The 26,125-nt window shown below is 69.9% G+C and carries 15 protein-coding genes; 10 read left to right on the top strand and 5 right to left on the bottom strand.

Going from position 1 to position 26,125, the window contains the following annotated elements; translation table 11 throughout:
• Window positions 1-127: 127 nt before the first annotated feature.
• The 4 genes from F7Q96_RS00330 (at window position 128) to treY (ending at window position 9,454) form a co-directional block, all read left to right on the top strand.
• Window positions 128-2,617, top strand: a complete 2,490-nt coding sequence (locus F7Q96_RS00330) for a glycogen/starch/alpha-glucan phosphorylase (RefSeq protein WP_390884822.1) — start codon at window positions 128-130, stop codon at window positions 2,615-2,617.
• 239 nt (window positions 2,618-2,856) lie between these two features.
• On the top strand, window positions 2,857-4,638 hold the full coding sequence (gene glgA, locus F7Q96_RS00325) for a glycogen synthase GlgA (RefSeq protein ID WP_144425975.1): 1,782 nt from the start codon (window positions 2,857-2,859) through the stop codon (window positions 4,636-4,638).
• 87 nt (window positions 4,639-4,725) lie between these two features.
• Window positions 4,726-6,786, top strand: coding sequence for an alpha-amylase family glycosyl hydrolase (locus F7Q96_RS00320; RefSeq protein WP_053824233.1), 2,061 nt, complete (start codon window positions 4,726-4,728; stop codon window positions 6,784-6,786).
• 85 nt (window positions 6,787-6,871) lie between these two features.
• On the top strand, window positions 6,872-9,454 hold the full coding sequence (treY, locus tag F7Q96_RS00315) for a malto-oligosyltrehalose synthase (RefSeq protein ID WP_053824687.1): 2,583 nt from the start codon (window positions 6,872-6,874) through the stop codon (window positions 9,452-9,454).
• Window positions 9,455-9,481: 27 nt separating this feature from the next.
• On the opposite strand, the gene F7Q96_RS00310 is transcribed toward treY, so the two are convergent.
• Window positions 9,482-11,629 (bottom strand): ATP-binding protein, encoded by a 2,148-nt coding sequence (locus F7Q96_RS00310; protein WP_053824234.1) that lies wholly within the window; start codon window positions 11,627-11,629, stop codon window positions 9,482-9,484.
• A gap of 179 nt (window positions 11,630-11,808) precedes the next feature.
• Window positions 11,809-12,666 carry an SDR family oxidoreductase gene (locus F7Q96_RS00305; RefSeq protein WP_053824235.1) on the bottom strand — a complete coding sequence of 286 codons (858 nt, stop codon included), beginning with the start codon at window positions 12,664-12,666 and terminating at the stop codon, window positions 11,809-11,811.
• A 428-nt stretch (window positions 12,667-13,094) separates the two neighbouring features.
• On the opposite strand from F7Q96_RS00305, the gene F7Q96_RS00300 reads away from it, so the two are divergent.
• On the top strand, window positions 13,095-14,528 hold the full coding sequence (locus tag F7Q96_RS00300) for a methyl-accepting chemotaxis protein (protein WP_174779920.1): 1,434 nt from the start codon (window positions 13,095-13,097) through the stop codon (window positions 14,526-14,528).
• Between the two features lie 34 nt (window positions 14,529-14,562).
• Here F7Q96_RS00300 and F7Q96_RS00295 read toward each other — a convergent pair whose 3' ends face one another.
• Both F7Q96_RS00295 and F7Q96_RS00290 read right to left on the bottom strand, forming a co-directional pair.
• The gene (locus F7Q96_RS00295) at window positions 14,563-15,234 is read right to left on the bottom strand and encodes a MarC family protein (RefSeq protein WP_006578648.1); all 672 of its coding nucleotides are present in this window, start codon (window positions 15,232-15,234) and stop codon (window positions 14,563-14,565) included.
• Between the two features lie 66 nt (window positions 15,235-15,300).
• Window positions 15,301-18,096: a penicillin-binding protein 1A gene (locus F7Q96_RS00290; RefSeq protein WP_211923490.1), complete on the bottom strand. Its 2,796-nt coding sequence runs from the start codon at window positions 18,094-18,096 to the stop codon at window positions 15,301-15,303.
• Window positions 18,097-18,333: 237 nt separating this feature from the next.
• On the opposite strand from F7Q96_RS00290, the gene F7Q96_RS00285 reads away from it, so the two are divergent.
• Window positions 18,334-19,038 (top strand): glutathione binding-like protein, encoded by a 705-nt coding sequence (locus tag F7Q96_RS00285; protein WP_053824236.1) that lies wholly within the window; start codon window positions 18,334-18,336, stop codon window positions 19,036-19,038.
• 221 nt (window positions 19,039-19,259) lie between these two features.
• Window positions 19,260-20,696 (top strand): alpha/beta hydrolase family protein, encoded by a 1,437-nt coding sequence (locus F7Q96_RS00280; protein WP_053824237.1) that lies wholly within the window; start codon window positions 19,260-19,262, stop codon window positions 20,694-20,696.
• Window positions 20,697-20,732: 36 nt separating this feature from the next.
• Here the strand turns inward: F7Q96_RS00280 and F7Q96_RS00275 are convergent, their stop codons facing one another.
• The gene (locus F7Q96_RS00275; protein WP_053824238.1) at window positions 20,733-21,677 is read right to left on the bottom strand and encodes a LysR family transcriptional regulator; all 945 of its coding nucleotides are present in this window, start codon (window positions 21,675-21,677) and stop codon (window positions 20,733-20,735) included.
• Window positions 21,678-22,043: 366 nt separating this feature from the next.
• Here F7Q96_RS00275 and F7Q96_RS00270 point away from each other — a divergent pair, with 366 nt between their 5' ends.
• Genes F7Q96_RS00270 through F7Q96_RS00260 form a run of 3 tightly spaced genes read left to right on the top strand, consistent with a single transcriptional unit; the run spans window position 22,044 to window position 26,003 of the window.
• The gene (locus F7Q96_RS00270; RefSeq protein WP_053824239.1) at window positions 22,044-22,736 is read left to right on the top strand and encodes a 2Fe-2S iron-sulfur cluster-binding protein; all 693 of its coding nucleotides are present in this window, start codon (window positions 22,044-22,046) and stop codon (window positions 22,734-22,736) included.
• A complete protein-coding gene (locus tag F7Q96_RS00265) occupies window positions 22,733-23,731 on the top strand; it encodes an FAD binding domain-containing protein (protein ID WP_053824240.1) in 999 nt (332 codons plus the stop codon). The genes F7Q96_RS00270 and F7Q96_RS00265 overlap by 4 nt, the downstream gene beginning before the upstream one ends.
• Window positions 23,724-26,003, top strand: a complete 2,280-nt coding sequence (locus F7Q96_RS00260) for a xanthine dehydrogenase family protein molybdopterin-binding subunit (protein WP_151021885.1) — start codon at window positions 23,724-23,726, stop codon at window positions 26,001-26,003. The genes F7Q96_RS00265 and F7Q96_RS00260 overlap by 8 nt, the downstream gene beginning before the upstream one ends.
• The last annotated feature ends 122 nt before the right edge of the window (window positions 26,004-26,125 follow it).

Below are 26,125 nucleotides of genomic sequence, written 5' to 3'. Positions count from 1 at the left end.
GACGGCAAGGTACGCCTCTTGCAGCTGCTTGCGGTTTTCCAACCGGAGGACCGCCATGCCGCAAGCCGCCCGGGCGCAGCTCGCCGAGACCATGCCCCCAGACAGCCACGAGGACACCCGCACTGCGATGTCCGGCGCGACCATCCGCCGCGCCTTCCTCGACCATGTCTTTTATACGCAGGGCAAGCTGCCGGGCCTTGCCAGTCCCAACGATCTGTATCAGGCACTTGCCCATACCGTGCGCGACCGGCTGGTGCAGCGCTGGATCAGTACGGCCGAGACCTACCTGGGCCAGCCTTCGCGCACCGTCGCCTATCTGTCGGCCGAATTCCTGCTGGGCCCCCACCTGGGCAACAACCTGGTCAACCTGGGCATCTTCGACGAGGTCAAGGAAACCATGGCCGAGCTTGGCCTGGACCTCGACACGGTGCTGGCGCAGGAGCTCGAGCCAGGCTTAGGCAACGGCGGCCTGGGCCGGCTGGCGGCCTGCTTCCTCGATTCGCTGGCGACGATGCAGATCCCCGCGCTCGGCTACGGCATCCGCTACGAGTACGGCATCTTCCATCAGTCGATCATCGACGGCATGCAGGTCGAGAGCACCGATACCTGGCTGCGCCACGGCAATCCCTGGGAGATCCAGCGCTCGGAATGGGCGGTCCAGGTCAAGCTGGGCGGCCAGACCGAGCATTACACCGACGATCGCGGCCACTACCGGGTGCGCTGGGTGCCGGCCAAGACGGTGGTCGGCGTGCCGTTCGACTCGCCGATCCTGGGCTATCGCGTCAACACGGTCAACACATTGCGGCTATGGCGGGCGGAGGCGACCGAGGCCTTCGACTTCGGCGTCTTCAATCGCGGCGACTATCTCGGCGCCGTCAGCAAGAAGGTGACTTCGGAGAACCTGACCAAGGTCCTCTACCCGAACGACGAGACCGAGCAAGGCAAGGAATTGCGTCTCGAACAGCAGTATTTCTTTGTGTCGTGTTCGCTGCAGGACATGTTGCGGCTGCTCGATGCGCATGGCATTCCGGTCACGCGCTTTCACGAGAAGTTCGCCGTCCAGCTGAACGACACCCATCCAGCCATCGGCATCGCCGAGCTGATGCGGCTGCTGGTCGACGAGCACGATGTGCCCTGGGACGAGGCCTGGCAGATCACCCGCCAGGCCTTCGCCTATACCAACCACACGCTGTTGCCGGAAGCGCTGGAAATGTGGCCGCTGCCGTTGTTTCAGCGCACGCTGCCGCGCCATCTGGAAATCATCTACGAGATCAACGCGCGCTTCCTGCACGAGGTCCGGATCCGCTTCTTCGGCGACGAATCGCAGCTGTCGCGCCTGTCGCTGATCGACGAGCGCGGACAGCGCCATGTGCGGATGGCGCACCTTGCCTGTGTCGGCAGCCATACCATCAACGGCGTCGCCGAGCTGCATTCGCGGCTGATGCGCGAGGACGTGCTGAAGGATTTCTACGCCATGTGGCCGGAGAAATTCACCAGCATCACCAACGGCGTCACGCCCCGCCGCTGGCTGGCGCTGTCCAATCCGCGGCTGTCGCGGCTGGTGTGCGAGTCGATCGGCGATGGGTGGATCGGCGACCTCGACAAGCTGCGCGAGCTGGAGCCGTACGCCGACGACACGGGCTTTCGCGACAGGTGGCAGGCGGCGCGGCGCGAGAACAAGGAGGACCTGGCGCGGCTGGTGCGCGAGACCACCGGCGTCGTCGTGGATCCGGCGTCGATGTTCGACGTGATGGTCAAGCGCATCCACGAATACAAACGCCAGCATCTGGCGGTGCTGCATATCGTCGCGCTATACCACCGGATCAAGTCCGACCCGAACGCAGACATTGTGCCGCGCACGTTCCTGTTTGCCGGCAAGGCCGCCCCCGGCTATCACTACGCCAAGCTGATGATCCGGCTGATCACCTCGGTGGGCGACGTGATCAACCGCGATCCGCAGGTGCGCGACAGGCTCAAGGTGGTATTCCTGCCGAACTTCAATGTGACCTATGGGCAGAAGATCTACCCGGCGGCGGACCTGTCCGAGCAGATCTCTCTGGCCGGCAAGGAGGCCTCGGGCACCGGCAACATGAAGTTCGCGATGAACGGCGCGATCACGATCGGCACGATGGACGGGGCCAATATCGAGCTGCGCGACGCGATCGGCGCCGATCACTTCTTCCCGTTCGGGCTCTCGGCCTCGGAGGTCTACGCGTTGAAGGCCGCCGGCTACCGGCCGGCCGCCTGCTACGAAAGTCACGCCGAGCTGCGCGCGGTAATCGATCTGATCGCCCAGGGGTTCTTCTCGCGCGGCGATCCGTCGGTGTTCCAGCCGATTTTCGGCGGACTGCTGCAGCACGACCCCTACATGCTGCTGGCCGACTTCGCGTCCTATCTGCATTGCCAGCAGGATGTGTCGACCGCCTTCACCGACCAACCGCGCTGGCAGCGGATGTCGGTGCTGTCGTGCGCGCGCTCGGGGCGTTTTTCGTCCGATCGTGCGATCCGCGAGTACTGCGAGCGGATCTGGCGCGTCAAGCCGGTGCCGGTGCCGCTGCTGCATCGCGCGGCGATGAGCACCGCCGGCACGCGCCACAAGGGCGGCCCAGGCATGTAGTTCTTACATCGGCCGGCGGAGCCTTTACGCAGCGCTTGTTTCAACAGTTACGAACCGGTTACGCAAACCGTTGAACGCAAAGCCTTTGCGAAAAACACGCCACGCTGGCATGCCATTCGCATGGCTCCAACGCTTCACGCGCCGGGGCCCGCACGACGCTCCGCAAGTGAAGCGCAGCAGCGGCGGTGCAGCCCGACCGCCGCCCCACCACCAGCGCATTCAGAATGGCGGAGATCAACTTGAACACGAACGTGCTATTCGTGGCGGCCGAGGCCATGCCCTTGGCCAAGACAGGCGGCTTGGGAGATGTCGTCAGCGGGCTGGCCCGCGCCCTGCAGCAGCGGGGCCTCGATGTCACGATCCTGATGCCGGGCTATCCGCAGGCCCTGGCCGGCGCCGTGGGACTGCGCAGTCTCGGCGCGCTCAAGCTTGGCGACCACGCGCCCGGGCTGGCGCTGCCGCCCGGCCACAGCCAGATGCGACTGATGCTCGGCCGAATGCCGGGCAGCAACGTGCAGGTCGCCCTGCTGGACTGCCCGTCGTTCTACGATCGGGCCGGCACGCCGTACACCGACCCGACCGGGCGCGACTTCGCCGACAATCCGCAGCGTTTTGCCGCGCTGGCCCATGCCGCCACCGCGATCGCCGCCGGCCGCACGCCGCTGCCGATGCCCGCGGCCGTGCACGCGCACGACTGGCATGCGGGACTGACGCCGCTGCTGATGCGCGCCGCCGGGCTGGATACGCCGAGCATCCTGACGATCCACAACCTCGCTTTCCAGGGCATCTTCCCGCTGTGCCTGGCGCGGCAGTTGGGTCTGCCGGAAGACTGCCTGAGCGCCGACGGCGTCGAGTTCTGGGGCCGGCTCAATTTCCTGAAGGCCGGCATCCGCTACGCGGACCGCGTCACCACGGTCAGCCACAACTATGCGCAGGAGATGCTGACGCCGCAGTTCGGCCACGGGCTCGAGGGACTGCTGCAGGCGCGGCGCGATGTGCTGGGCGCGATCCCGAACGGCATCGACACCGAGGACTGGGACCCGGCCAGCGACGACCTGCTGCCGCACTGCTATACGGCCAATTCGATGGCCGGCAAGCGCGCCTGCAAGACGGCGCTGCAAAACCGCTTCGGGCTGCCGGCCGATCCCGCCGCGCCGCTGGTCGCGATGGGCAGCCGGCTGACGCATCAGAAGATGGCCGATGTCGCGCTCGGTGCCATCGAGCGCGCGCTGCAGGCCGACGACACCGTGCAGTTCGCGGTGCTCGGCTGCGGCGACGCGGCGATCGAGCGCGGCTTCGAGGCGCTGGCCGCCCGTCATCCCGAGCGCGTCGGCGTGTCGATCGGCTATCGCGAAGAAACCGCGCACCTGCTGCATGCGGGCGCCGACGTGCTGCTGCACGGCAGCCGCTTCGAGCCGTTCGGCCTGACACCGGTCTATGCGATGCGCTACGGCACCGTACCGGTCGCCTCGCGCGTCGGCGGCCTGGTCGATACGGTCCGCGACGCCGGCCACGGCTCGACCCCGCGCCCAGGCGCCACCGGCTTCCTGTTCGACGGCGAGACCGTCGAGGCAATGAGCGCGGCGATCGAGCGCGCGCTGCAATGGCTGCGGCGGCCGCGCGCGTGGAAGGTGCTGCAGCGCGCCGGCATGCAGTCGCTGTTCTGCTGGACCCGGCCGGCCGAGCAATACCTGTCGCTGTACAGCGCGCTGTCGCCTGCGCTGGCATCGGCGCTGGCGATGCAGCGCGCCACGCAGCGGGCAGCGGAGGTGGCGCAGGTCGAAGCCGCGCCGCAGCCGCAACGCGTCCCGCAGCCGGTGCCGCGCGCCACGCCCGCCATCGCTCCCGCCATGGCCCGTGCCATGGCGCCGGAGCCGGCGCCGGAACTGGCGATCCAGGCCTCGCCGTCGCGGCGGCGCAGCCGCGGCGCGCGCGTCGATCGCGGCCCGGTTCCCGCGCAGGCCAACGCGACTGCCAACAACGGCGGATTCGGCGATGCGCTGCCCACGGCGGCCGCCTGATGTCCGAGGCCGGCGGGACGGCATGGTGCGCGGGCCGCGCGCCATCGCCGCTGCCGCCGTCCGCCTTTCATCGATACGGAAATCATCATGAACGTAGAGCCGAATCCCGCTGCCGCGGCGGCCGCGGCCCAGCCGCGCGGCGGCTGGGAAACGTTGGGCACCGCGCCGGCGGCCGCGCCGCTGGGCAGCGCGCCTGAAGCGGCGCCGGCCAGCCAGCCGCGCTTCGGACCGTTGCGGCTGGCCGACGGCCGCACCTGCTTCCGGCTGTGGGCGCCCGATATGGCGGCCGAGGGCGAGATTCCCCGGCTCGAGATCCACGACGCCGGCCCGGTGCTGATGACGCCGGCCGCCGACGGCTGGTTCGAGGCCACCGTGGCCTGTTGCGAGGGCGCGCGCTACTGGTTCCGCCTGGGCGACGGCACCATCGTGCCGGACCCGGCCTCGCGGGCCCAGGCCGGCGACGTGCACGGCGCCAGCGTGGTGGTCAACCCGGCCACCTATCAGTGGTGCCATCCGTACTGGCAGGGGCGGCCCTGGCACGAAGCCATCGTCTACGAAATGCACGTCGGCCTGTGCGGCGGCTACGCCGGCGCGATGCGCGAACTGCCGCGGCTGGCGGCACTCGGCTTTACCGCCATCGAGCTGATGCCGCTGGCCGAGTTTCCCGGCAGCCGCAACTGGGGCTACGACGGCGTACTGCCGTTCGCGCCCGAATCGAGCTACGGCACGCCAGACCAGCTGCGGGCGCTGATCGATGCGGCGCACGGCCTGGGCATGATGGTGCTGCTGGACGTGGTCTACAACCACTTCGGCCCCGAGGGCAACTATCTGCCGCGCTACGCCAGCGCCTTCTTCCGCGAGGATGTGCGCACGCCGTGGGGCCCGGCCATCGACTTCCGCCGGCAGGAGGTGCGCGACTTCTTCACCGAGAACGCCAGCTACTGGCTGCAGGACTTCCGCTTCGACGGGCTGCGGCTCGACGCGGTGCATGCGATCGCCGACGAGGGCTGGCTGGCCGAACTGGCGCCGACGCTGCGGCAGCGCTGCGCCGGCCGCCAGATCCATCTGGTGCTGGAGAACGACAACAACGACGCCGCGCTGCTGGCCGGCGGCTACGACGCGCAGTGGAACGATGACGCACACCACGTGCTGCATGTGCTGCTGACCGGCGAGCACGACGGCTATTACGCCGACTATGGCGCGGTGGTCGCGCCCGAATTCGGCGCCGGCGCCGATGCCGCGCATCGCGCCGATTCCGGCAGCCATCCCGGTCCGGACTACGGCCGCGCCTATGACCAGGACGCGGCACCGCGGGGCGACCACCAGCCGCTCGGCCCCACCACCCGCCATCTGGCGCGCGTGCTGGCCGAGGGCTTCGCCTATCAGGGCGAGGCGTCGCCGCATCGCACGCGCGAATCGGGCGGCGACAAGCCCGTCCACCGCGGCCAGCGCAGCGCCCATCTGCCGCCGACCGCGTTCATCAGCTTCCTGCAGAACCACGACCAGATCGGCAATCGCGCGTTCGGCGAGCGCATCGCGGCGCTGGCCCGGCCACGCCCGCTGCGCGCCGCGATCGCGCTGCAGATGCTGTGCCCGCAGATCCCGATGGTCTTCATGGGAGAGGAAGGCGGCACGCAGACGCCATTCCTCTATTTCACCAGCCATCCGCCGGAACTGGCCGACGCCGTGCGCGAAGGCCGCCGCCGCGAATTCGGCTCGATGGCCGGCTTTGCCGACGGCGCGCGCGCGGACAGCATTCCGGACCCGAATGCGCCGACCACCTTCGAGGCATCGCGCCCCGAGTTCGACCCCGACGGCGAATACGCGCAGTACTACAAGTCGCTGATCACGCTGCGCCGGCGCGAGCTGCTGCCGCGGCTGCCGGGCACGCGCAGCGAAGGCGCCGCCGTGCTCGGCGACGCGGCGGTGCGCGCCAGCTGGCGCCTGGGGGACGGCGCGCTGCTGACACTGTGGGCCAACCTCGGCGACGCCGTCGTTTCCTGCGGCGACGCGCCGCTAGGCGAGCTGCTGGCCGAGAGCGAGCCCGGCGCCGCGCGTCTGCTCGAAGCGGGCACGCTGTCCGCCGGCGCCACGGTCGCCTATCTGCAATCCGGGCAGCAGACGCGGTCCGAAGACACTACCAGCTGAACGCCGGCCGCTTGCCACCATGTCGTCAGCCTCCAGCAACGAATCGCATTCCGACGCCGATCACGCCGCCGACCGCGGCCACACCCTGGTGCCGCGCGCCACGGCAAGGCTGCAGCTGCATGCGGGCTTCACCTTCGCCGACGCCGAGCGCCAGGTCGACTATCTCGCCTCGCTCGGCGTCAGCCATCTGTACCTGTCGCCGATCTTCGCGGCCAAGCCCGGCTCGACGCACGGCTACGACGTCACCGATTTCCAGCGGATCAACCCCGAGCTGGGCGGCGACGCCGGCTTTCAGGCGCTGGCCGGACGCGCGCGCGCCGCGGGGCTGGGCGTGATCATCGATATCGTGCCCAACCATATGGCGGCCAGCTCGACCCACAACCGCTGGTGGGCCGACGTGCTGGCGCGCGGCGCGGAGAGCCCCTACGCCGGACACTTCGATATCGACTGGCATTCGCCCGATCCCGAACTGCATGGCAAGGTACTGCTGCCGATCCTGGGACGCCCGTATTGGGACACGCTGCAGGCCGGCGAAATTGCGGTCCGCGGCGACGGGCAGCGCCATTGGCTGCAGTACGGCGAGCACGAGGTACCGTTGTCCGACGAGTCGATGGCCGCGTTCGACGCCGGCGGCGACGCCTTCGATGCGGCGGCGCCCGGCGGAGTCGAGCGGCTGCACGCGCTGCTGGAGCAGCAGAACTATCGGCTCGCCTGGTGGCGTACCGCGGCCGACGAACTGAACTGGCGGCGCTTCTTCGAGGTCAGCGAGCTGGTCGCGGTACGCGTCGAACAGCCGCAGGTGTTCGACGACGTGCATGCGCTGGTGCTTCGTCTTGCGCGCGATGGCCTGATCGACGGCGTGCGCGTCGATCATGTCGATGGCCTGGCCGACCCGGGCGGCTATTGCCAGCAGCTGCGCGGGCAACTGAACGCCGCGATGGCGGCGCGCGGCGCGCGGCCCTGGATCGTCATCGAAAAGATCCTGGCCGAGCACGAAACGCTGCGCACCGAATGGCAGATCGACGGCACCACCGGCTACGACTTCATGGACGAGGTCGGCGCGGTGCTGCACGACGGCGCCGGCGAAACGGCGCTGACCACACTGTGGCAGCAGGTCAGCGGGGACAGCCGCGAATATGGCGAGCAGGTGCGCGAGGCACGCCGCCACCTGCTGTCGCGCTTTCTGGTCACCGAATTCGAAGGCGCCTGCCGCCGCCTGCATGCCTGTGCCCGCGCCGAGCCCGCCACGCGCGACCTGACGCTGGCGAGCTGGCGCCGCGCGCTGGCGGCGCTGCTCGAACCGCTGGAGGTCTACCGGACCTATCTGGGAGAACACGCGTGGTCGCGCGAGGACCGCCTGCGGCTGGAGGCCGCCGCCGAACTGGCCCGGCGCGCGGTCCGTCCCGACGACAGCGCGACCGTCGATCGCTTGCTGGCCTGGCTCTGCGCGGGTCCGCATGGCGACGCCGCGCTGCGCGAGGCGCGCGCCCGCGTGCAGCAACTGATGCCGCCGCTGGCCGCCAAGGCCGCCGAAGACACGATGTTCTACCGCTACGGCCGGCTGCTGTCGCGCAACGAGGTCGGCAGCCACCCCGCCACGCTGGCGATGCCGCCGGACCGCTTCCATGCCCGCATGGCGGTGCGCGCGCAGGTCTGGCCGCACGCGATGCTGGCGACCGCGACCCACGACCACAAGCGCGGCGAGGACATGCGGATGCGGCTGGCGGTGCTGAGCGAACTCGCGCCGGAATGGCAGGCCGCGGTCGGGGAGTGGGAAGCCCGCGCGCTGCGGCTCGCAGATTCGGCCCAGCGCGCCGGTCCCGATGGCGCCGACCGGCTGATGCTGTATCAAACCCTGGTCGGCGCGTGGCCGCCCGAACTGCGCGCCGACCGCGATGCCGGCGACCCGGCCGTGCAGGCACTGCTCGAGCGCGTCGGCGCGTGGCAGACCAAGGCGGTGCGCGAAGCCAAGCGGCACGGCCACTGGACGCGGCCCGACGAGGGCTACGAACAGGCCTATGCGGGGCTGCTGCAGGCGATGGCGCACAGCGACCTGCTCGGCGGCATCGCGCGCTTCGCGCAACGCATCGCACCGGCCGGCGCGCTGAACAGCCTGGCGCAGACGCTACTGCAACTCACCGCCCCAGGCGTGCCGGACCGGTATCAGGGCACGGAGGGCTGGGACTTCAGCCTCGTCGATCCCGACAACCGCCGCCCCGTCGACTACGACTCGCTGCGCGCGGCACTGGCCTGCTCGGCGGGCTGGCAAGCGTGGCTCGAACAATGGCGCGACGGCCGCATCAAGGTGCAGCTGGTGCGCGCACTGCTGGCCGCGCGGCAGCAACAGCCCGCGCTGTTCCGCGATGGCGGCTACCGGCAATTGCATGGCGAAGGCCCGGCGGCGTCGCATCTGCTGGCGTTCGAGCGGCGGCGCGGCGACGATCGCGCGATCGCGATCACCGCGCGGCTGGACGCCCGGCTGGTGCAGGACCGGCCCGCGATCGCGCCGGCCGCATGGGGCGACACGCTGCTGTGCGTCGGCGAGCCAGGCGCCAGCCGCTGGACCGATGCGCTGACCGGGCGCATGCTGTCCGCGCCGAACGGCCGGCTGCGCGTCGCGGACATACTCGATCCGCTGCCGGTCGCGCTGTTGCGCCGCACCGGTTGAACGGCAGCGGGCAGGCGCGGCCGAGCGCTACAGCCGCGACGGGCTCGACTGCCCGTCCGCCGCGCGGGTCGGCGCCAGGATGCCGGCCTTGACCAGCGTCTGCGCGTTCCATGGCTTGAGCAGGAACGGCAGCCCGGAAACCGACGCCAGCGCGATCATGTCGGCGTCGTCGGTCATCAGGATCACCGGCAGGAAGGGAAAGCTGCGAGTCAGCCGGTCGCGCAGCGCCAGTCCCCCGAGCGCGGGACCCAGGCGCGCATCGGCGATCACCAGATCGAAGCCGTAACGGTCGGTCGCCGCCATCGCCTCGGCCTCGTCGCGCACCAGCGTGACCCGGTGGCCGGTGGCCTGCAGCGATTCGACGGCGCTCTGCACGCTGCGCGGCTGATCGGCAACGATCAGCACGGCGCTGGCGCCGGCCCCCCAGCGCGTCCGCGCATGGCTGTCGCCATGTTCCCAGGCCGGCAGATAGAGCCGCACTGTCGTGCCCTTGGCGACTTCGGACTCGATCACCGCGACGCCATCGACTTCGCGGCAGAAGTCGTGCACCTGCGCCAGGCCGAGGCCGCTGCCCAGCCCCGCGGTCTTGGTGGTGAACAGCGGCTCGAAGACCCGCTCCACCACCTCGGGCGGCATGCCCTTGCCGTTGTCGCGCGCCGACAGGCAGACATAATTGCCGCGCACGCCTCCGGGACGGCTGCCGTCCAGCGTCACGTTGGAGGCCGCGACGACGAATTGACCGCCGCCGGGCATCGCGTCGCGCGCGTTCGACGCCAGGTTCATCATCGCCAGTTCAAGCTCGTTGCGGTCGGCGCAGACCGGCCAGCAGGCCGGGTCGACCTCGTAGCGCAGCTGCACGCGCGGCCCCAGCGCGGAGCGGATCAGCGGCGTCCAGCCCTCGGCCTCCTGCGGCAGCAGCAACACCTCCTTGCGGTGCTGGCGCTTGCGCGCCATGCCGATCAGCTGGTTGCTGAGCGCGACGCCGCTCGCCACGCTGCGCTTGATGCCGGCCAGCGCCTTCTCGCGCGCGACATCGGGACGCGTGATCATCAGATCGGTATTGAACGAGATCACCGACAGCACGTTGCGGAAGTCGTGCGCGACCGAGGTGATCAGATGTCCCACCGCCTCGAGCTTGCGCGACTGCCGATAGCGTTCCTCGACTTCCTGGCGGCGCGTGACCTCCTCCTGCCATCGCAGATACGACTGCTCTTCGCGCTTGAGCCGGCGCAGGCTCATCCAGGCCAGCGCCCACAGCGCGAAGGCGGGAATCGCCGCCACGGTCGCGCCGATATACAGGCGGTGCCGCCACTGGGCGTGAATCACGCGCATCGGAATGCCGACCACGGCGTGCAGCTGTCCGCCGCCGATCGACCAGTGCGCGACGATGCTGTCGTCGCCGCCAGGACCCGCCATCCGCGCGACGCTGTCGCCGGAACCCTCGGATACCTGCTGCAGTCCCTCGCGCACCGCATCGGGCACCTGTTCGGGCACGCTGTCCGGATACGCGGCCAGCACCACGCCATCGCTGCGCACCAGCGCGGCCTCGGCGCCCGTCTCCTGGCTCAGCACGTCGCGATAGAAGTCGGCGAAATACGAAGGGCGCATTGCCACCGACACCAGTCCGGCGACATTCGCGTCGGGCCCGAGCCGCGGCATGCTGACGTTGATCACGCGTTCGGGAACCACCTTGTCGGTGACGACACCGGTCACGTCGAACGGACGCAGCCCACCGACGATCGCACGGAAATCCTCGCGCTCGCTGATCGATACGCGCGGCACCGGATAGAAGCGGCTGCTGGCCAGCAGCAACCCTTGCTCGTCGTAGACCGCCAGCGACGACGCCTGCGGCAGCCCGCCGACGATATCGGCAAGACGGGTGTGGATGTCGTCCTCGTGCTGGCGCAGTTGCGCGTTGCTCCAGCCGGCGGTGGCATCGCGGATGCGGCTGTTGATCTGGTGATTGCCTTCGAAGACCTTGCTGGCGTGCTCCTGGATCACCCGCGCCAGCCGCGCCGAGCGCTGCTCGGCCTCGGACATGTCCGCGCGCAGCGACAGCCACGCCCAGGTTGCCAGCACCGCCGCGGGGAACAGGATCGCGCCGAACAGCAGCGCCACCAGGGTGCGGCGCTGCGTGGCGAAGTAGTGGCGCGTACCGAGATAGCTGTGGGCCATGGTGGCAAGGACTGGACCGGGCAACCGCGATGGCGGCGCACTGCACGAATGCGCAGCTTACCCCAGCAAGCCTTCAGGTTAGACGCCGAGCCCCGAACGTCAAGCGCGAACGCCACCCCGCCGGGCCGGTGCCGGCCCGGCCCCTCGGTTCCCTTGCCACAACGAAACTTGCCTTCGCGCTAGCCGTTGATCACCTCGCCGCCGTTGATATGCAGCACCTGCCCGGTGATATAGCTGGCCGCGCGCGAGGCGAGGAAGACGAAGCCGGCGGCCACCTCGAACGGCTGGCCGGGGCGGCCCATCGGCGTCTCCTTGCCGAATTTCTCGACCTGCTCCGGCGGGAAGGTCGACGGGATCAGCGGCGTCCAGATCGGCCCCGGTGCCACGCCATTGACGCGAATGCCGCGCTTGACCACCTGCAGCGCCAGCGAGCGCGTGAACGAGACGATCGCGCCCTTGGTCGACGAGTAGTCGAGCAGGTGCGCGCTGCCGCGATAGGCGGTGACCGACGTGGTATTGACGATGGCCGAGCCCGGCTGCAGATGCGGCAGCGCGGCGCGGGTCAGGTGGAACATCGCGAAGACGTTGGTGCGGAAGGTCGCCTCGACCTGGCCCTCGTCGATCTGCTCGGGCTGCTGCTTCGGATGCTGCTCGGCCGCGTTGTTGACAAGGATGTCGAGCTTGCCGAGTTCCTTGACGGTCCGCTCGACCACCTGCGCGGCATGGGCGCTGTCGCCCAGATCGCCGTCCATCAGCAGGCAGCGGCGGCCCGCTGCCTCGACCAGGCGCGCGGTCTCCCTGGCATCCTCGTGCTCGTTCAGATAGGCCACCGCGACATCGGCGCCTTCGCGCGCGAACGCCACCGCGACGGCGCGGCCGATGCCGCTGTCGCCCCCGCTGATCAGCGCGACCTTGCCGGTCAACTGGCCGCTGCCGACATAGTCGTCGGCGCCGCTGTCGGGCTTCGGATGCATTTCGCTTTCCAGGCCGGGCTGCCGGTCCTGATGCTGCGGCGGGAGTTGCTCGGGTGTGGCCATGGGCTGTCTCCTGTCTGGCAAAGGTTGGCGAACGCCACGCCCTCGCGTGGCACCTGGCCGTGCGGCCGCAACTTTCATGCCGCCGCCGCCATATGCCCCCTGGCGGCCGCCCAGGCGGGCCCGCTGCCAGCTCACCCCCCGCACGCCGATCCGCGCGACGCCGGCCCGCCGATGCGTCCTTACAACGGCGCTGGCAATCCTTACCGGCAAACCCCGTCTTCCTGCGGGTAAACGATGACCGCATCCGGCCTCAGGTCCGCGCCGAATCTGCCGATATCGTCGGTGCGGCGGCATGCCGTCGTGCAGCCGCGATAACAACATCCACGACGAGTGCGTACTGATTGCAACGACAGGGGGATCGAATGGGTAGCAGCACACTGGCTTTGCGCGCCGAAACGGATCGCGCCGCGGCCCGACCGGATCAACAGATGGCCGAGGCGGAGGCCGGCGGCACGCTGCTGGCCGCCGTTCACCGTCGCGCCGACCGCCTGCTGGTCGGTACGATCTGGCTGCTGTGGGCCGCCTCGCTGCTGGCGGGCTGGCGCTACGGTACGGTCGGCCCGAGCCTGGCGGTCGGCCTGCCGCTGTCGGCGGCGGCCAGCCTGTGGGCCGCGGCGCTGCCGGGCCGGCTCGGCACGCGGCTGGCCACCGCGGCGATCTCGATGGCGATGGTCGGGCTGCTGATCCACCAGGCGCACGGACAGGCGGAGTACCACTTCGCGGTATTCGTGCTGCTGTCCGTGCTGCTCGCGTATCGCGATTTCCGCCCGATCCTGCTGGCGGCGGCGCTGATCGCCGTGCACCACCTGAGCTTCAACTACTTTCAGACGTGGGGCTGGGGCGTGATCTGCTTCACCGAGCCGGGCCTGGGCATCGTGCTGCTGCATGCCGCCTTTGTCGTGGTGCAGACAGCGGTACTGGTGGTGCTGGCCTATCGGATGGAGGCCGACGCCCGCTCCGCCGGCGAGCTCGCGGCGCTGGCCGCGCGCATCGGCCGCGATCCCGGCTACCTGACGCTGACGCCGGCGCGCGCCGGCGAGCCGCAGCCTGTCAGCGCGCTGGCGCGCTCGTTCCAGGCCACGCTCGATGCGGTGCGCGGCACGCTGCTGCAGGTGCGTGACAGCGCCGCCGAGGCGGCGGCCGCCTCCGGCGACATCCTGCAGCGCAATGCGGTGCTGGCCGAACGCACCCACAGCCAGCAGCACGCGCTGGAGGAAATCGTCACGGCGATGAGCGAACTGCGCCGCAGCGCCCACGAGAACGCCGACCACGCGCAGGCGGCGCATACGCTGGCGGGCACGTCGCGCGCGGTGGCGGCGCAGGGCGGCGAGGTGATCGGCTCGGTCATCCGCACGATGGGCGAAATCCATGCCGCCAGCGAACGGATCGCCGACATCATCGGCGTGATCGACGGCATCGCGTTCCAGACCAATATCCTGGCGCTGAACGCCTCGGTCGAAGCCGCGCGCGCCGGCGAGCAGGGCCGCGGCTTTGCCGTGGTGGCGGGCGAGGTGCGCACGCTGGCCCAGCGCAGCGCAGCGGCCGCCAAGGAAATCCGCGCGCTGATCGGCGAATCGGTCGATCGCGCACGCGCGGGCTCGGCGCTGGTCGGCACCGCCGGCAGCACGATGGGCGAACTCGAGGCCAGCGTCGCGCGGCTCGCGGCCATCGTCGACCAGATGGCGCTCGCCACCGGCGGACAGCGCGCCGGCATCGATCAGGTGGATGGAAATATCGCCGGCATCGACGCGGCAGCGCGCCAGAACGCCGACCATGTCGACCAGACCGCCGAAGAGGTCGCGCGCCAGCAGCAGCAACTGGCGCGGCTGACCGGCGCGGTGGGACAGTTCCGTCTGGATTGACCGGCAGCCGGCGTGCCGACGGCTGCCGCGCGGATCAGCCCAGGCCCGGCAACGACGTCAGGTATTCGCTGATGCCGGTCATCATGATCTGCACGCCGATGCACAGCAGCAGGAAGGCCGACAGTCGCGTGACGACATTGGTGCCTTCCGGCCCGAGCACGCGGGCCAGCAGCTCGGCGCGGCTGTAGACGACGTAGACGACGATCGCGACCGCCACGCTGACCGTCACCGACACCACCGCCGACTCGATCGCATCGCGCCATTCGCGGCTGCGGCTGGCGTTCAGCGCGATCGCGGTGGCGATGGACCCGGGACCGGTAGTCAGCGGGATCGTCAGCGGGAAAAACGCCATCTGCGTGACATCGCCGGTCGAGACCGACTCGATGCGCTTCTCGGCCGGCTGCGTCGGCGCATTCAGCATGGTCCAGCCGCTGAACGCCACCACGAAGCCGCCGGCCAGGCGCAACGCCTGCAGCGAGATGCCGAAGAAGCCGAGGATGGCGGTGCCGAGGAAGAACGTCACCAGCAGCACGATCAGCGAATTGATCGCGACCTGACGGCTGAGCTTGCGGCGCTCCTCGACGGTCAGGAAGCGCGTCCGGTCGAACAGCACGAAGGCCATGCCGAACGGGTTGATGATACTGAGCAGCGCGGAGAACGCGAGCAGGAACTCCGCGACCAGGTTGCTCAAGCTCAGGATGCCCATTGTGCGCGCCTATCCTCACCAAATCGCGCAAGCATAGCGCATGGGGCACTGCGGCGACTACCGCGGTCAGCCGGGGGCATTGGGGCTCGCCGTGCCGTTGGTAGCCGGCGGTGCCGGGGCCGGTGTTGGAACCGGGGCCGGCGGTGCGGCCGGCGTGGATGGCGGGGCCGACGGCGCGGCGGGCGGTGCCGCTTGCGGCAGCGGCGCAACAGACGGCGTGGGCGACGTTGCCGATGGCCGTGCCCCGGCCGCTCCGTTGGCCGCGCCTTGCGCGGCGCCATTGCCCTGCACCGCGGGCGGCGCGGGGTTGCCGGTACCAGTGCCGGTGCCGGTACCAGTGCCGGTACCAGTGCCGGTACCAGTGCCGGTGCCAGTGCCGCTGCCAGTGCCCGCGCCGGTGCCCGTACCGACAGCCGCTCCCGGATAGATGCCCGGGTAGCCCCCCGGATTCGGCCCCGCATTGGTGCCGGCCGCGCCAGCCGCACCGTTCGTTCCGTTGATCGCCCCAGGCGCTGCCGCGGCCGATGCCGGCTGGCCGGACCCGGGCACCGGTTCCCCGAACGGCGCCGATGCCTGCGGATCGGTCGGCACCGGTACCGGCTCGGCCTGGTCCAGGACCTCGGGCTCGGACGCCATGCCGCTGTCGGCCGGTGGCTCGTGCCGCGCCGCCGGTGCCGGCGCGACGTGGACCTCGGCCGCCGCCTCGGGCTCCGACGCGGGGCCGAAGGTGCGCGCCCACCAGCCTTCCACCGACTTGAGCCAAGGATCCAGCATGCCGGGCTGCTGCTGGTTCTCGAAGCGCACGCGCTGGTCGATGGTCCGCGTTCGCAAGGCGCGGCTCACCACGTCGCCGACGATCGGCAGCGCGCTGTGCGCGCCCTGGCCCCAGTAGTCGCTGCGCAGCGTCACGCGCGCGTCGTTGAAGCCGACCCAGGCGCCGGCCACCAGTTGCGGATGCATCAGGATGAACCAGCCATCGGCGTTGTCCTGCGTGGTGCCGGTCTTGCCGGCGACGTCGGCACGGATGCCATAGCGGCTGCGGATGCTGGCACCGGTGCCGCGATCGACCACATCGCGCATCACATCGAGCAGCGTGTAGGCGACGGCGGGCGGCAACACGCGCTCCGGCGAAGCCGGGCGGAAGGACTCCAGCAGATGGCCGTCGCGGTCCTCGATGCGGGTCACCATGGTCGGCTGCAGATAGGCGCCGCCGTTGGCGATGGTGCCGTAAGCCGCGACCATTTCCTTCAGCGTCACGGGACTGGTGCCCAACGCCAGCGACGGCACGGTATCGAGCCGGCTCTGCCGCACGCCCATGGCCCGCGCCAGATTGGCCACGCGCACGGGGCCCACCTGCTGCATCAGCTGCGCGGTGATGGTGTTCTTCGAATAGACGAGGCCGTCGCGCAGCGTCAGGTCGCGCCCGCTCGGCGGACCGCCGTCGGTCGGGCGCCAGACCTCGCCGCCGGCCAGCCGGATCTCCACCGCCTCGTCGCGCAACGTCGTGTCCGGGCCGATGCCCTGCGCAAAGGCAGCGCCATAGACGAAGGGCTTGAAGGTCGAGCCGGGCTGGCGGCGCGCCTGCTGCACGTGGTCGAAGGCATCGTCGGCGAAGTCGCGGCTGCCGACCCACGCGCGGATCTCGCCGCTGCGCGGATCCAGCGCAAGAAAGCCGGCCTGGATGCGCGTCTTCTGCTCGTGCAGCTTGCGCATCGCGTCGCCGTCCTTGCGCAGCTGCGCCAGCGCATCGGCATCGCTCAGACCCGCCTCGCGCGCGGCCCGGTACTGGGCGGTCTCGCGCATGAAGGCCTCGACCAGCGCGCGGTTCGCGCTCCAGCCGCCGCGCGGGGACCACGCGGCATCGGCGATGCCCTGCAGCCGCGCCCCCTGGCGCGCCACCGCCTGGTTGGCCATCGCCTGCAGCCGCGAGTCGATGGTCGTATGGACGACCAGTCCGTCGGTGTAGATGTTGTAGTCGTTGCGGTCGGCCCAGTCGATCAGCCACTTGCGCAGCTGCTGCGCGAAATGCGGCGCCGGCCCCTCCTCCGGCGTCTGCCGTTCGAAGTCGATCCGCAGCGGGCGCTTCTTCAGCGCCTCGAACTGCGCGCTCTTGAGCTTGCCGCGCTTGACCATCTGCGCCAGCACGGTATTGCGGCGCTCGACCGCGCGCTCGGGATTGAGCACCGGGTTGTAGTAGCTGGTGCCTTTCAGCATGCCGACCAGCGTCGCGCTCTCGAGTACGTCGAGGCGGTCGGCCGGCTTGTCGAAATAGGTGCGCGCCGCCATCTCGATGCCGGTCGCGTTGTACAGGAACGGCACCGTATTCAGATAGGTCTCGAGAATCTCGTCCTTCGAATACAGCGCCTCGATCTTCAGCGCGGTGATCGCTTCCTTGATCTTGCGCGTCACGCTGGCCGCGCGGCCGATCTCCTCCGGATACAGATTGCGCGCCAGCTGCTGGGTCAGCGTCGAGCCGCCCTGCCGGTCGCCGGACAACGTGTACCAGGCCGCCGCCGCGGTACGCCGCCAGTCCAGGCCGAAATGCTCGTAGAAGCGGTGGTCCTCGGTCGAGATCAAGGCCGCCACCACGTTGGGCGAGATCTTGTCCAGCGGCACCCAGTCGCGGTTCGCGCGCTTGAACTCGGCCAGCAGCTTGCCGTCGGCCGACAGCACCTGGGCCGGCCGTTCCGATTTGGCCTTGCGGATATCGCTGATGCCGGGCGTGAACGGCACCAGCACCAGCGTATAGGCGAGAAAGAGGACGGGCACCGCGGCCACGCCCCAGGCGATCTGGCGGCCGGTGGGCCGGCGCAGCCGCGCACGCCAGTCGGCGAGGGTGCTGCGCAGACGGTCGCGCATCATGGCGCGCGCTCGCCGGCATGGCCGGCGCTGAGTAGGGAAAGACGCTTCACACGGAGTACTGCGGATTCGGGAAGCGTGCATCGTACCAAAACGGCCGGCGGCCCAGACCGACGATCCGCCGACGTCCGCGCCAGGCGCCGCCCCGGCGCCCGGCCGCCAATGCGCTTATGATCGCGTGTGCCCGCCGTGGCGGCGAGCGCCCTGTCCAGCCCAGGCTCAAGCCCAACCCAAGGAACCATGCCCGATCTTTCCGCATACCCGATCACCCGTAAATGGCCCGCCCAACATCCCGACCGGCTGCAGCTCTATTCGCTGCCGACGCCCAACGGCGTCAAGGCGTCGATCATGCTGGAGGAAATCGGGCTCCCCTACGAGCCGCACCTGGTGCGATTCGACACCGACGATCAACTGTCGCCGGAATTCCTGTCGCTGAATCCGAACAACAAGATTCCGGCCATCCTCGATCCGGACGGCCCGGGCGGCAAGCCGCTGGCCCTGTTCGAATCCGGCGCGATCCTGCTGTACCTGGCCGAGAAGACCGGCAAGCTGCTGCCCGCCGATCCAGCGGCGCGCTACCAGACCATCCAGTGGGTGATGTTCCAGATGGGCGGCGTCGGCCCGATGTTTGGCCAGCTCGGCTTCTTCCACAAGTTCGCCGGCCGGGAATACGAGGACAAGCGCCCGCGCGACCGCTACGTCGCCGAATCCCGGCGCCTGCTGGGCGTGCTCGACAAACATCTGGCGGGCCGCGACTGGATCATGGGGGACCAGTACACCATCGCCGATGTCGCGACCTTCCCGTGGATCCGCAACCTGATCGGTTTCTACGAGGCCCGCGAGCTCGTCGGCTTCGACGATTTCCCGCAGGTGCAACGCGTGCTCGACGCCTTTGTCGCGCGGCCGGCGGTGATCCGCGGCCTCGAAATTCCGAAGCGCGGCTGAACAGCTGCATCTTTCACCGTCGTCCGCGCTTCCGCGGCGACGACCAAGCCGCCGGCGTTGATTTCGCTACGCGAAACATCGGGCGGCTTTTCTTTTACTTTTTGTCTCCTCGTCTTTAGACTTCGTGCACGGTCGTTCGTTTTCGTGACGAAGCGATGTGGCAGTGCGGCATGAAGGCGAAGGCCTCCCGAAATCGACAACGAGATAACGAGGAGACAACCATGCAGCTCACCACGCGCGCCGCCCTGGCGCTGGCGTTGGCCGCCGCATTGCCGCTCGCCGGCTGCGGCGGGGACGACGACGATCCCCCGCGCCAGCCGGAAGAGACCCGCGCCCAGGACAGCCGCACCTTCACCGTCAACGAAGCCGCCCTCGCCTTCGAGGCACTGCCCAACGCCCCGGAGACCGACCGCTGGACCGGCACGCTGAAGGGCTCCGGCTATCGGATCGAGGTTCCGAAGCAGTGGAACGGCAAGCTGGTGATGTACGCGCACGGCTATGCCGGCACCGGCGCGGCACTGGGCGTCACCACGCCGAGCATCCGCCGCCATCTGATCGAGGCCGGCTATGCGTGGGCGGCGTCAAGCTACAGCAAGAACTACTACGACGTGCGCGCCGGCGTCGAGGACACCAATGCGCTGGCGCTGGCCTTCGTGCAGATCGCCGCGCAGAACCGGCGCCCGCTCGCGCCGCCCAGCCGCATCTACATCGTCGGCCACTCGATGGGCGGCCATATCGCCGCCGCGGCCGTCGACCAGGAAACGCTCGATACCGCCAACAACAAGGTCCGCTATCACGGCGCGGTGCCGATGTGCGGCGTGATGGGCGACACCGAACTGTTCGACTACTTCGCGGCCTATCAGCTGGCGGCGCAGCAGTATGCGGGGCGTCCGGCGACGGCGTGGCCGGTGACCAACTGGGCCGAGATCGCACCGGCGGTACGCGACGCGCTGTTCACCACGTTCCCGAGCGCGACCACCGCGCAGGGCGACAAGGTCAAGGCGATCGTGCAGAACCTGACCGGCGGCGCCCGCCCCATGTTCGATCAGGGCTTTGCCGGCCCGGTGCAGAACACGGTGTGGGGCACGTTCGGCGGCGACGGCACCATCAACGGCATCCTGAACCGCAACGGCGTGTCGACCACCAGCATCGTGTATCAGCTCGACAGCGATCCGGCGCTGTCCGCCGAGGAGACCACGCTGAACGACACCATCCTGCGCGCCCGGGCCGACCCCGAGGCCAATCGCCTGCGGCGCGACGGACTGCGCTGGATCCCGAAGGCCAACGCGCGCATCAACGTGCCGGTCGTCACGCTGCATACGCTCGGCGACATGTACGTGCCGTTCAGCATGCAGCAGATCTACAAGCGGCGGGCCGATGCGCAGGGCACCGCGCAGTGGCTGGTGCAGCGGGCGATCCGCGGCGTCAGCCATTGCGACTTCACCGTGGCCGAGCAGAAGGCGGCGTTCGACGCGATGGTGCAGTGGGATCAGGGCGGCCCGAGACCCGCGGGCGACGACGTGCTCGACGCGGCCACGGTGGCGCGGCCGGATTACGGCTGCCGGTTCACCGACAACACGGTGGGCGCGGACGATTCGCCGGCCATCGCCCAAGGCCGGCCGCAGATCGCGGCGGCACTGCCTTGTCCGGCGTCGTAAGGCCAGCCGCGTAGTGCAACCGCGGCGGCGCGTCGTTCAGGCGCGCCGCCGCAAGGGCGGAATCTCCAGCGCAAGCCGCCGGAAATCCTGATGTCCGGCCAGCGTCTGCACCAGAAAATCCGCCAGCAGGCGGTTGCGCCGGGGCACATGCGCCCGTGCCGGCATGTACAGGAACACGCCGTAGCGCTCGGTGACATGCTGCGGCAGGACCGGCACCAGCCGCCCGGCGCGCAGATGCTGCGCCACCGCATACTGGAAGAACTGCCCGATCGCGGCGCCGCTGGCCACCGCCTCGACCTCGGCATCGACATCGTTGGTCGCGACGAACGGCGCGAAGATGCGCGTCTCGATCGCCCCATCGACCAGGAATTCCCAGGGAAACACCTTGCCCGTGCGCGGATGCAGGAAGCTGGTGCAGCGATGCCGCTCCAGCTCGGCGATGCGCTTCGGCACACCGTGCCGTTCCAGATAGGCCGGCGCCGCGCAGACGATCAGCTGCAGCGGCGCGATGCGCCGCGCGACCAGCGAACTGTCGGGCAGCGTGCCGGTGCGCAGCCCGATATCGATGCCCTGCTCGATCACGTCGGTCAGATGGTCGCCAACCATCAGTTCGACCGCGACGTCGGGATAGGCCTGCACGAATTCGCCGACCGCGGGCGCGACATAGCTGCGCGCCAGCGAATACGGCGCCGCGACGCGCACCACGCCCGCCACCTGCTCGCGGTCGCCATCGATATGGCGCAGCGCCACCTCGAGCGATTCGACGGGGCGCTGGCACTGCGCCAGCAGCAACTCGCCTTCGCGGGTCAGCCCGACCTTCTGCGTGGTACGGTGCAGCAGCCGCACGCCGAGCATCCGTTCCAGCAGCATCACCTGCTTGCTGGCGGCCTGCGGCGTCATGCCCAGTTCGCGCGCGCCCTGGCTGAAGCTGCGGGCCTGGGCCACGCGCACGAATACGGTCAGCGCTCGCAAGCGGTCCATCGCGCCATCCTGTCGGTGCGGGTCGAGTTGGGGGCAAGTGCCGCCCGCCGCGTGGGGCTCGATCGCCCCCGCGTCGCGCCCGGCGGCATCCTGGCTGCAGTATCGCGGCAACGCGCTGACAGGCCGCTGACCCGAAACTGTCAGCACGCTGACAGCGCCGTGACGATGCGCTGACGCCATCGCCGCCAACCCCAGGCCCCGCCTCGTTCCCCGCCATTCGGTTGAAGAGGTTTCAACCGCGCCGAGGCTACCGGCCGTTCGAGCGATTGCGCAAACTGCGCCCGATCGCGCTGCTGCCGTGCCGGTTCCTCCCCGATCCATCGACGCCAGCATCGCGCCCCGCCACCTCGACTCGGGAGCCCACAGATGAGACATCGCAACGACGATACAGGCACGCCGCGGCTCAGCCGGCGCGCGTTTCTCGGCACCACGGTGGCCGCAGGCGGCATCACGGTATTGCCGGCCGCTCCGTCCTGCGCGCAAACGGCAGGCGCCGCCGCCAGCGAGCCGATGCCGGCTGCCGGCGGCACCCCGAACGCACCGGTCACGCTGACGGTCAACGGCAAACGCCATCGGCTCGCGCTCGATGTCCGCACCTCGCTGCTCGATGCGCTGCGCGAGTCGCTGCATCTGACCGGCACCAAAAAGGGCTGCGACCACGGGCAATGCGGCGCCTGCACGGTGCTGCTGAACGGCCGGCGCATCAACGCGTGCCTGACGCTGGCGGTGATGCACCAGCAGGACGAGATCACGACGATCGAGGGGCTGGAGCGCAACGGGCAACTGCATCCGGTGCAGGCCGCCTTCATCGCGCGCGACGGCTTCCAGTGCGGCTTCTGCACGCCCGGGCAGATCTGCTCCGCGGTCGGCATGCTGCGCGAGGTCGCGGACGGCGTGCCCAGCCATGCCAGCGCCGACCTGGGCGGCGCCCGCACGGTATCGCTGCAGGACCTGAGCGAGGCCGAAGTGCGCGAGCGCATGAGCGGCAACCTGTGCCGCTGCAGCGCCTATCCGAATATCGTCGCCGCGATCCGCAGCGCGGCCGGGAGCCAGCGATGATGCCATTCAGCTACGAGCGCCCGACGGCGCTGCGCGACGCGATCGCGTCCGCGTCGCAGCCCGACGCGCGCTTCATCGCCGGCGGCACCAATCTGCTGGACCTGATGAAGCTGCAGATCGAGCGGCCGGCTCGGCTGGTCGACGTCAATGCGCTGCCGCTGCAGCGCATCGAGGCCGGTGCCGACGGCACGCTGCGCATCGGCGCGACCGTGCGCAACAGCGATCTGGCGGCCCATCCGCTGGTGCGCGAACGCTATCCGCTGCTGACGCGCGCGCTGCTGTCGGGCGCGTCAGCGCAGATCCGCAACAAGGCCACCACTGCCGGCAACCTGCTGCAGCGCACGCGCTGCCCCTACTTCTATGACACGGCAATGCCGTGCAACAAGCGGCAGCCCGGTTCGGGCTGCGCGGCGCTGCGCGGCAGCAACCGCATGCATGCGGTGATCGGCCACAGCGAGGCCTGCATCGCCGTGCATCCATCCGACATGGCGGTCGCGCTCAGCGCGCTCGACGCGCGCATCGAGACCGTGCAGCCCGATGGGCGCATGCGCGTCATCCCGATCCACCAGCTTTATCGCGCGCCGGGACAGACACCGCATCTGGAAACCGATCTGGCGCCCGGCGAGCTGATCGGTGCAGTCGTACTGCCGCCGCCCCCGCCCGGCGTGCAGTCGTACCGCAAGGTGCGCGACCGCGCGTCGTTCGCTTTCGCGCTGGTGTCGGTGGCACTGATCGCGCAGGCCGAAGGCGGCCGCCTGCAGAACGTGCGCGCGGCCTTCGGCGGCATCGCGCACCGGCCCTGGCGGGTGCCGGAGGCCGAGGCCATGCTGACCGGCAAGGCGCCGTCGGCGCAGCTGTTCGCCCGGGCCGCCGATGCGGCGCTGGCCGGCGCCCGCGGCTTCGGCGGCAACGACTTCAAGATTCCGCTGGCCAGGCGGGTATTGCAGGCCAGCCTGACGCAGGCATCGCAAGGCGACGGAGCCCACCATGGATGAACTTCAGCAGCGCCAGAACACGGCGTGGAGCATGGGCCAGAACGCCGGCCAGCAATGGATCGGTGCGCCGGTCGATCGGGTCGAGGGGCGCCTCAAGGTCACGGGCCGGGCGGTCTACGCCTGCGATCACGTGCCCAATGGCCCGCTCGCCTACGGCTATCTGGTTGAAAGCACGATCGCGCGCGGCCGCATCGCCGCCATCGATACCGAGGATGCGGCGCAGATGCCCGGCGTGATCCTGATCGTCACCCATCGCAACGCGCCGGCCCAGTCCCCCTATGGTCCGCCCAAGGTGGCGCGGCGCTTCGAGCGGCCCAAGCCGATGCTCGACAGCGACCAGGTGCGCCACTACGGCCAGCCGGTCGCGCTGGTGATCGCCGACTCGTTTGAGGCCGCGCGCGACGCTGCCGCGCGCGTACGGGTCCGCTACGCGCCGGAATGGGGCGGCAAGTTCGACATGACGGCCGAGCTGCGCAACGCCTACGTGCCGGACGGCATCAATGCCGGCATGCCGCACGACACCGCGGTCGGCGACTTCGATGCCGCGTTTGCCGCCGCGCCGGTGCGGATCGATGCCACCTACACGACCCCGTACGAACACGTGAACCCGATGGAGCCGCACGGCACCATCGCGCAGTGGTCCGGCGACCGGCTGCTGATCCACACCTCGACGCAGATGGTCGACACCTGCCGGATCGCGGTCTCCCGCACGCTGAATCTGCCGACCGGGAACGTGCGCGTCGTATGCAAGCATGTCGGCGGCGGCTTCGGCTCCAAGGTGCCGACCCATGCCGACGCAATCCTGGCCGCGATCGGCGCGCGCATGACGGGCCGGCCCGTCAAGGTCGCACTGACGCGGCAGCAGATGTTCGCCAACACCAACCATCGCACCGAAACGCGCCAGCGCATCCGCCTGGCCGCAGGCCGCGATGGCCGCATGACGGCGCTGGCGCACGACGTCATCGAGCAGACCGCGATGTACGACGAATTCGCCGAGCAGACCGCGGCCTTTACGCGCTCGCTGTATGCGGCGCCGAACCGGCGCACCAGCCATCGGCTGGTGCGGCTGGACCTGCCGCCGTCGGACATCATGCGCGCGCCGGGCGAGGCCCCGGGCGCGCTGGCGCTGGAGTGCGCGGTCGACGAGCTGGCGCATGCGCTGCGGATGGACCCGATCGAGCTGCGCATCCGCAACGAGCCCCGTGTCGATCCCGAGCGCAACGTTCCGTTCTCCACGCGCGGACTGGTCGCTTGCATGCGCGAGGGCGCCGAGCGCTTCGGCTGGTCGCGCCGGCCGACGACGCCGGGCAATATGCGCGATGGACGCTGGCTGATCGGCTACGGCATGTCGGCGGCGATCCGGCCCAACTACCTGCAGGCGTCGAAGGCCGAGGTCACGCTGTACCGCGATGCCACCGCACGCGTGCGGCTGTCGATGACCGATATCGGCACCGGCACCTATACGATCCTGACGCAGATCGCGGCGCAATCGCTGGGGCTGCCGTTGCAGGCGGTGCAGGTCGAGATGGGCGACAGCGACTTCCCGCCGACGCCGGGCTCGGGCGGCTCGTGGGGCGCGGCCAGCACCGGCTCGGCGGTGTTCAATACCTGCGCGGCGTTGTGCCGCCGGCTGGCGGAAGTCGCCTCGGCCGACCGTGCCTCGCCGCTGTTCGGCACCGACCCGGCGCAGGCTCGCCTGGCGGACGGCCGCCTGCATGCCGGCGGCAGATCGGAGCCGGTCGGCGCGCTGCTGGCCCGTGCGATGCCGGACGGTCTCGGCGTCATCGGCGAAGTGCAGCGCGGCCCGGAATATCAGACCTACTCGCAGCACGCCTACGGCGCGCATTTCGCGGAGGTCGGCGTCGACATCGATAGCGGCGAAATCCGGCTGCGGCGCATGCTCGGCGTGTTCGCGGCCGGCCGCATCCTGAACCCGAAGACGGCGCGCTCGCAGATGATCGGCGGCATGATCTGGGGCGTCGGCGCGGCGCTGATGGAAGAGACCATGGTGGACCCGCGCTATGGCGCCTTCGTCAACCGCGACCTGGCCGGCTACCACGTGCCGGCGCACGCGGACATCCCGGCCATCGACGCGGTGTTTCTCGACGAATACGACGACAAGGCCAATCCGCTCGGGGCGAAGGGCGTCGGCGAGCTCGGCATCTGCGGGGCGGGAGCGTCGCTGGCCAACGCCGTGTTCAACGCGACCGGCATCCGGCTGCGCAGCTATCCGCTGACGCTGGACAAGGTGCTGGACGGCATGCAGGCTTGATGGGACGAAGGACAGGCATCGGCATCGGCATCGACATCGGCGACGTTAGAATGCAAGGCGCGCAGTGAGCGCCGACGCGGTGAGCGCAAGATCAAGCCGCAAGCAAGCCGAACGCCGAGCGA

Source organism: Cupriavidus gilardii (assembly GCF_008801915.1).
Lineage (GTDB): Bacteria > Pseudomonadota > Gammaproteobacteria > Burkholderiales > Burkholderiaceae > Cupriavidus > Cupriavidus gilardii.
This window is presented reverse-complemented; position numbering and strand designations above follow the sequence as displayed.